Here is a 7,448-nt window from a genome sequence, read left to right as displayed (position 1 = left end):
GGATTCCGGTCATCGTCCCTTCTTACCTGTCCAATGCAGAGCTGATTCGCGAGCGCGGTCTGGGCTTTGTCGTAGACAGTCTGGAAGAGGCCAGTCGGATCGTTGAAAATCTGACTGCAGAGGAATATCAGGCTATGGTCGAGCGGGTTAGAAAGTTCTCTTTCCTGCTCAAGGAAGGTTATTTTAGCAAAAAAGTCTTAGTAGATGCGGTGATGGAAGTCTTATCTTAGAGCCTTTCCAGCCATCGTCATGAGGAGTCAGTGTGAAGTCATTTTTTAAAGCGATCATTATCAAAAAGTTTCTGTGGACCTTATTTTTCTTATTTATCTATGTCTTGGGAACCAAGCTGACCCTGCCCTTCATCGATATGAGTAAGGCAGCTGCCATGGACGGGACCTCTACTACCTTGAACTATGCGACAGCCCTGATGGGGGGGAATCTACGCAGTATGTCGCTCTTTTCTGTCGGCTTGTCTCCTTGGATGTCCTCTATGCTGATCTGGCAGATGTTTGCTGTGTCAAAGCGCCTAGGCTTGAGTAAGCTCCCTCTGGAAGTGCAGGAAAGGCGGCGGATGCTGCTGACTTTGGTCATTGCCTTGATTCAGTCCGTGGCACTGGTTCTAAACCTGCCACTGCAAGAAGTAGGTGGGGTGGATATGACTACGATTATGGTCTTAGATACCTTGGTCTTGATGGCTGGGACCTACTTTCTCATTTGGCTGACGGATTTGAATGCTGCCATGGGATTAGGCGGCTCCATCATGATTGTCATGGCCAGCATGATTGCCTACATTCCGCAGGATATTTGGGACTCCATTCAGGAGTTGAAGATTTCTTCGCTTTGGCTAGCCTTGATGCTAGTTTTCAGCCTAGTCTTTCTCTATCTGGCTGTTACTGTTGAGCGATCCAAGTACCGAATACCAGTCAATAAGATCAATATCCATAACCGTTTCAAGAAATACTCTTATCTGGATATTCGTCTGAATCCTGCTGGTGGGATGCCGATTATGTACGCTATGACCTTAGTCAGCATTCCCCAGTATTTCCTTTTGATAATCCACTTTCTCCAGCCGGACAACCAGTTGTTTGACCATTGGATAGAAGCACTGTCTATGGGAAGTCCAGCTTGGTTTATCCTCTATCTGCTGACTATTTTCATCCTGGCACTGGCCTTCGCCTTTATCAATATCAGTGGCGACCAGATTGCTGAGCGGATGCAGAAGAGTGGAGAGTATATTGAAAATGTTTATCCGGGAGGAGCAACCCGCCGGTATATCAATGGTTTGGTGACCTATTTTGCACTAGTGGGGGCTTTCTATCTTATCCTGATTTCTGGTCTGCCTATGATGGTGGTCCTTCTGGACATTCGCTATCTGCGGCTCAGTATGATTCCGGGGATTTTTATGATTTTTATCGGGATGGTCTTTTCTATTAAGGACGAGGTAGATGCCTTGACACTTAATGACCGTTATCGTTCATTGTTGTAGGAGAAACTATGTATTACTTTATTCCTTCGTGGAGTGGCAGTGGGGATCGGGTTTGGCACCGGGATATTGTCCCTTGGTATCGCTCCATGCAGCGACTGGAGTTTGATGACTCGATTCATCAGATTCGGATTTTTCAAAGTGAAAATCTGCCAGTCCAGCTGCTTTTGCCAGCTTATATGCCGCATGCCCGCTATCTCTTGCATCGGCAGGATATTTTTGAGACGGACTATTACTCGGTCTTTGATGAGATTCAGGGAATCCAGTCTAAAGAAATGCAGGTCTTGCAAATCAAGGATCTGGACTGGGAGTCAGACTGCGAGTTTGTCTATACGCCCTTTCTAATCATGGTCCGCAGTCAGGGACAGCTCTATGCCCATGTCGAGTTTGGAGTAGAAGGCTTTATCAGCTTCATCAAGTTTTTCAAGGATGACCAGCTGGAGAAGTTTTATATCTTTGATGATCGGGGCTTTGTCTCTAGTATCACCTATTATGAAGAAGGTCAGCCTCTGTATCAGGACTACCTGCAGCCAGATGGTGACTGGCGGATTCGTGAGCATCTCAAGCCTGACGACGGTCGGATAGAGGTCAACCCTGCTTACTTACTGGACTTTGATAAGCTGGAGTATGAGCGGATGCCGGACTTAATCTTGGAGAAATTAGGCCACTATATCGAGCGCAATGCAGGAGCGGACAGCCGATTCGTCCTAGCAACGCATCCCTTATACACTCAAGCCATTTTGCGCTTATTGCCCAAGAATGTTCAAATCATTCTCAGCTTTTTCCACGAGCGCAATCATACAGTGGATTGGCCAGCTTTAGAAGCAGATTTGCAGCAGGCAGATTTAGTCTTGACTGATCGTATGGACTTTAAGAAGGCTATTCAGCGCTACCTGCCTAGGCAGGCTCAGAAGGTGCATTACCTGTCGCCTTTTGATACCCGTCTGCAGCTGGGCAAGAGCCAACGCCGCCGGGAATCCAAGATTTTTTATCAGATTAATCTGGAAGAAGGGCTTAATGACTATGCCGTTTTCAAGGTTCTCCACTATGTGGCCAAGCATCCGGATACAGAGCTGACTATCGGTGTTTACAATGCCTGGCAGGAAGGAATCCAAAAGGTGGAGACCAAGGTGCAGGAGGTTATTGATGAGTATCTGAATCAATATGAATTTGTCAAGAACTACCGCCGCAGTGAGCAGGCTGAGAATGCCCTGCTGGAAAATCAGGAGCAGGACCTCCGTTTCACCATTAAGAATATCACGGACGAGCTCAGCTTGATTCAGGAGCTGGATGATACACGGTTAATCATTGACCTGAGTGAGCAACCCAATCTCTATACACAGATTGCTGGGATTTCTGCCGGGATTCCGCAGATCAATCTGGTGGGTTCGGACTATGTGACCCATCTGCAAAATGGCTATATCTTGGACTCTATCTCTGATGTTCCGACTGCTGCAGACTATTACTTGGAAGGTTTGAAAAATTGGAACCAGGCCTTGATTTATTCCATTGAAAAAATTCATCATAATACTGGTCTGGAGCTGATTGGCCGGTGGGAGCAGTGGCTCAAGGAGGCTGAGAATGCAAAATAAGCTAAAAATCTTACAGATTGGCTCAAGCGACTGGAGTAAGGAGCTTGCCATTCCGGACAATATGGCCTGGTATTATTTCTTTCCCAACTCCAATCTGGCTATCAAAAAAGTCATGGAGATGGATAAGATTGGCAAGTTTGATGCGATTCTGGTGGACGACCTGCGTCGGATTCCAGATTTGTTTATGATTGAGTCCAAGATTATTCCTTATACAGTTTTCTATGATCAGGAACAGGAAACCCAGGAAGCGGATATTGAGTACTTCCTTAAGCGTCACTGTGCTCAGCCAACGGATATGAGCGATCGAGCTGACCTGCTCCGCAAGCTGTCTAAGGCTCTCTTTTCCGGCCAGTATGGCGATAAGATGACCCCGCTTGATATGGTGGTCAGTCCCGGATTTCGGGGCAAGATTTGCTACAATGGCTATGAAAATCTGGAGCTGGAAGGTGACTTTGGTCAGGACTTTCAGCCAATCCTGTCTTGGAAATATAATATTATTGCCAACAAGTTTAATCCAGTTGAACTCTGGCTTGAGTATGAAAAGTCAGGCAGCTGTGAGCTGCGGTTGCGTCTCTATAATATCCAAGAAGGGTCGACTGCAGATATTGCTCGCGAGACTATTTTCGCAGAAGAGGACATGCGGGAATCCATGGTTCTGGACAATGACTTTACCTCCTATCTGGGAGTCAGTTTAGAGGCTAGAGGAGTGGGACGGATTCAGGTTGGCGCTCTGCATCAGCGTCTGACCCGCTTTGAGTTTGGTAAGTATGTTCTGGGTGGGAAGATTTTTCGCGATAGCCACCGTCAGGAGATTAATTACTTCTTTTATCCGGGAGATTTGAAGCCGCCTTTGGCTGTTTATTTTTCTGGTTACCGTCGGGCGGAAGGCTTCGAGGGCTTCGGAATGATGCGGAGTCTGGGCTGTCCTTTTCTCTTGTTTTCAGATCCGCGCGTGGATGGCGGTATGTTTTATCTAGGCAGTCAGGAGCTAGAGAGCGGTATTCATAAGATTATCCAAGAGCATTTGGACTTTCTGGGCTTTACCGAGCGGGATCTAATCCTGTCGGGCATGTCGATGGGGACCTATGGTGCGGTTTATTACGGTTCGGAGTTTCGTCCGCGGGCTATCGTTTTGTCCAAGCCCTTGGGAAATCTAGGAACTATTGCCCAACGTGGCCGTTTACGCCTGCCCGAGGTCTTTCCGACGGCTCTAGATGTCCTTCACCGTCACACGGGTGGCAAAGATAAGGAGCATGTAGAGGAGCTGAATCAACGCTACTGGCGTAAGTTTGAGAAGGCTGATTTCAGCCGGACGACCTTTGGTATCGCCTATATGAAAGAAGAGGACTATGATCCGACGGCCTATGAGGACCTGGTGGCAGCTCTTCATCTGACTGAGGCCAAGCTGATTAGCAGAGGTGTCCCTGGACGCCATAATGACGACTTAGCTGTGTCTGTGTCTTGGTTCATGAATTACTATCGAATGATATTGGAAAAGGAATTTGGGAGAAAGAAATGAACATTCAAAAAAGAAAGGGCATTTACTGGGGAGAGCTGAGAGGGGTTTCGGCAGCTGGTAAAATGACTGACTTTACCTATCTCTATGGCACTACCCTTATTATTCATTCCCCTTCACATATATTTTTTGAAAATAAACTAATGGCCTCCGGCCAGACCATCCATGAATGGTCTTCCAAATGGAATTATCAGCGAGACCGGCAGGTGCCTGCTCTCCCCTTGCTCAAAAAGGGAGCTCGCTATTGCCTGTCTAGAGATATGACCACCTATCCTGAATCCAGCGTCTTTCTGAAAATCATCTTCTTTGACCGCTATGAGAAAGAAATCAGCAATCAAGTGGAGCGTTCGGAGAGTATGATTTTTACCTATCCAAACGAAGCCTATAGCTATAAGGTTCAGCTGCTGAGTGCAGGAGTTGAGTCCTTAGAGTTTCATTGCCTAAATATTGACCAAATCATAGAGGAGTCTGATGATTAAAAATCATTTTCAAATTCAGCGCTTAAAGAAAATCTTAGCCAAAGTCAAGAGCTTTGAGTCAGAAATGGCTGGCTTGCCAGACGCTGATTTGCGGAAGAAAACTCAGGAATTTAAGGAGAGACTGACCGCAGGTGAGACTTTAGACGACTTGCTGCCGGAGGCTTATGCTGTGGTGCGGGAAGCGGACAAGCGGGTGCTGGGCATGTTTCCCTACGATGTGCAGGTCATGGGAGCGATTGTTCTCCATGAAGGCAATGTCGCTGAGATGGCTACAGGGGAGGGCAAGACTCTGACGGCTACCATGCCGCTCTATCTCAATGCCCTGTCTGGTCAAGGAGCTATGCTGGTAACCACCAATAGCTATCTGGCTCTGCGGGATGCTCAGGAAATGGTACAGGTCTATCGTTTTCTGGGGCTGACTATTGAGGCAGCGGTGGTAGCGGATGAGACTGAAAATTTGACTCCTAAGCAGAAGCGGCTGATTTACCAGGCGGATATTGTCTATACGACCAATAGTGCCTTGGGCTTTGACTATCTGATTGAAAATCTAGCAGAGAATAAGGATAGCCAATATCTTAGTCCTTTCAACTATGTCATCATAGACGAGATTGACTCCATCCTCTTGGACAGTGCTCAGGTGCCTTTGGTTATCTCTGGTGCGCCTCGGGTTCAGTCAAACTTCTATGGTATCATGGATACCTTCATTACGACTTTGAAAGAAGACGAGGATTATCACTACGATGACGAGAAGAATGAAGTCTGGCTGACATCGAAAGGTATTCTGGCGGCGGAGTCTTTTCTTGACTTGGAGCATCTTTTCTCCAAGGAAAATCAAGAGTTGGTCCGCCACCTCAATCTAGCCTTGCGGGGCCACAAGCTCTACAAGAAAGACAAGGACTATGTTGTCCGACAGGGTGATAAAGAGGCAGAAGTCGTACTTCTGGATCGCGCAACCGGCCGTCTGCTGGAAATGACCCGGCTTCAGGGAGGCCAGCACCAGGCTATTGAGGCCAAGGAGCATGTCAAGCTGACGGAGGAAACGCGGGCCATGGCTTCCATTACCTATCAGAATCTTTTCCGGCTCTTCCGGAAAATCTCTGGTATGACTGGAACCGGCAAGGTGGTGGAGAACGAGTTTATGGAGACTTACTCCATGTCTGTCATCAAGATCCCGACCAACCAGCCAGTTATTCGGCAAGACTTGCCAGATCAGCTTTACCAGACCCTGCCAGAAAAAGTTTTCGCTTCACTGGACGAGGTCAAGCACTACCATGCTCAAGGCAATCCGCTCTTGATTTTTACCGGCTCAGTAGAGATGTCAGAGATTTACTCTTCCCTACTGCTGAGAGAAGGTATCGCCCACAATTTGCTCAATGCCAACAATGCGGCCCGTGAGGCACAAATTATCGCTGAGTCTGGGCAGAAAGGTGCGGTGACAGTGGCTACATCCATGGCCGGCCGCGGTACGGATATAAAGCTTGGACCGGGTGTCGCAGATTTGGGTGGTCTCGTGGTGATTGGCACTGAGCGTATGGAGAACCAGCGGATTGACCTACAGATTCGTGGCCGTTCAGGCCGCCAAGGTGATCCGGGAATCAGTAAGTTCTTTATCTCGCTAGAGGATGATCTGCTCAGGAAGTGGGGGCCAGACTGGCTCAAAAAGTTCTACAAGGACTACTCTACTGAAGAGGTTGAGCAGAATCCAGTCCAGCTGGGACAGCGCCGCTTTAGACACTTGGTGGCCAGGGCTCAGAGAGCTAGTGAAAGCAGCGCCAAGATGTCCCGTCGGATGACGCTGGAATATGCCCAGTGTATGAAGATTCAGCGGGAGATTACCTATGCTGAGCGCAACCGTCTAATTCAAGCCGAAGAGCGGATTGACGAGGAAATCAACCGTGTCCTTAGTCAGGTCATCCATCAGGCAGCCTATGAGCAGTCCTATGCGACACGGGCTGACCTCTATCGCTTTATCTTAGACCATTTCAGCTATCATGCTGAGCGTATTCCTTATGATTTCGATATTTATTCGCCAGAGAAAATTGCAGAGCTCTTGCAGGATATTGCCGAGCAGGAATTGCAGGCAAAGAAAGCCTATCTCAAGTCTGACAAGCTCTTTACCCATTTTCAGCGGGTGTCCGTTCTCAAGGCTATTGATGAGAACTGGGTCGAGCAGGTGGACTATCTGCAGCAGCTCAAGACAGCTTTGAGCGGCCAGCATTTCTCTATGAAAAATCCTCTGGTAGAATACTACCAAGAGGCTTACGATGGCTTTGAATATATGAAGGAGCGCATGAAACAGCAGATTGTCAAGAATCTTTTGATGAGTGAATTGGCACTCAACCCTAAAGGAGAAGTCATCATGTACTTCCCGTAAGACG

5 protein-coding genes and 1 pseudogene are annotated in these 7,448 nt (G+C 47.8%); all 6 read left to right on the top strand.

Annotation, left to right across the window (positions count from 1 at the left end):
* Positions 1 to 230: pseudogene (locus RWS24_RS04755) on the top strand (beta-1,6-galactofuranosyltransferase); the annotation flags it as partial.
* 32 nt (positions 231 to 262) lie between these two features.
* Entirely contained in the window at positions 263 to 1,486 is a 1,224-nt protein-coding gene (gene secY2 / locus RWS24_RS04750; RefSeq protein ID WP_314365914.1) for an accessory Sec system protein translocase subunit SecY2, read from the top strand.
* 8 nt (positions 1,487 to 1,494) lie between these two features.
* A complete protein-coding gene (gene asp1 / locus RWS24_RS04745; RefSeq protein ID WP_314365912.1) occupies positions 1,495 to 3,075 on the top strand; it encodes an accessory Sec system protein Asp1 in 1,581 nt (526 codons plus the stop codon).
* Entirely contained in the window at positions 3,065 to 4,594 is a 1,530-nt protein-coding gene (asp2, locus tag RWS24_RS04740) for an accessory Sec system protein Asp2 (RefSeq protein WP_314365909.1), read from the top strand. The genes asp1 and asp2 overlap by 11 nt, the downstream gene beginning before the upstream one ends.
* Positions 4,591 to 5,070: an accessory Sec system protein Asp3 gene (gene asp3 / locus RWS24_RS04735; RefSeq protein WP_002895934.1), complete on the top strand. Its 480-nt coding sequence runs from the start codon at positions 4,591 to 4,593 to the stop codon at positions 5,068 to 5,070. The genes asp2 and asp3 overlap by 4 nt, the downstream gene beginning before the upstream one ends.
* Positions 5,063 to 7,444, top strand: a complete 2,382-nt coding sequence (gene secA2 / locus RWS24_RS04730; protein WP_314365906.1) for an accessory Sec system translocase SecA2 — start codon at positions 5,063 to 5,065, stop codon at positions 7,442 to 7,444. Before asp3 ends, secA2 begins: the two co-directional genes overlap by 8 nt.
* Positions 7,445 to 7,448: the final 4 nt, after the last annotated feature.

It is taken from the genome of uncultured Streptococcus sp., from assembly GCF_963528215.1.
In the GTDB taxonomy this organism is placed as follows: Bacteria; Bacillota; Bacilli; order Lactobacillales; family Streptococcaceae; genus Streptococcus.
This window is presented reverse-complemented; position numbering and strand designations above follow the sequence as displayed.

Bases quoted from the DNA above. Each gene is read 5' to 3' on its own strand.
- asp2 (WP_314365909.1), top strand. From the start codon at position 3,065: ATGCAAAATAAGCTAAAAATCTTACAGATTGGCTCAAGCGACTGGAGT.
- secA2 (WP_314365906.1), top strand. From the start codon at position 5,063: ATGATTAAAAATCATTTTCAAATTCAGCGCTTAAAGAAAATCTTAGCC.
- asp1 (WP_314365912.1), top strand. From the start codon at position 1,495: ATGTATTACTTTATTCCTTCGTGGAGTGGCAGTGGGGATCGGGTTTGG.
- asp3 (WP_002895934.1), top strand. From the start codon at position 4,591: ATGAACATTCAAAAAAGAAAGGGCATTTACTGGGGAGAGCTGAGAGGG.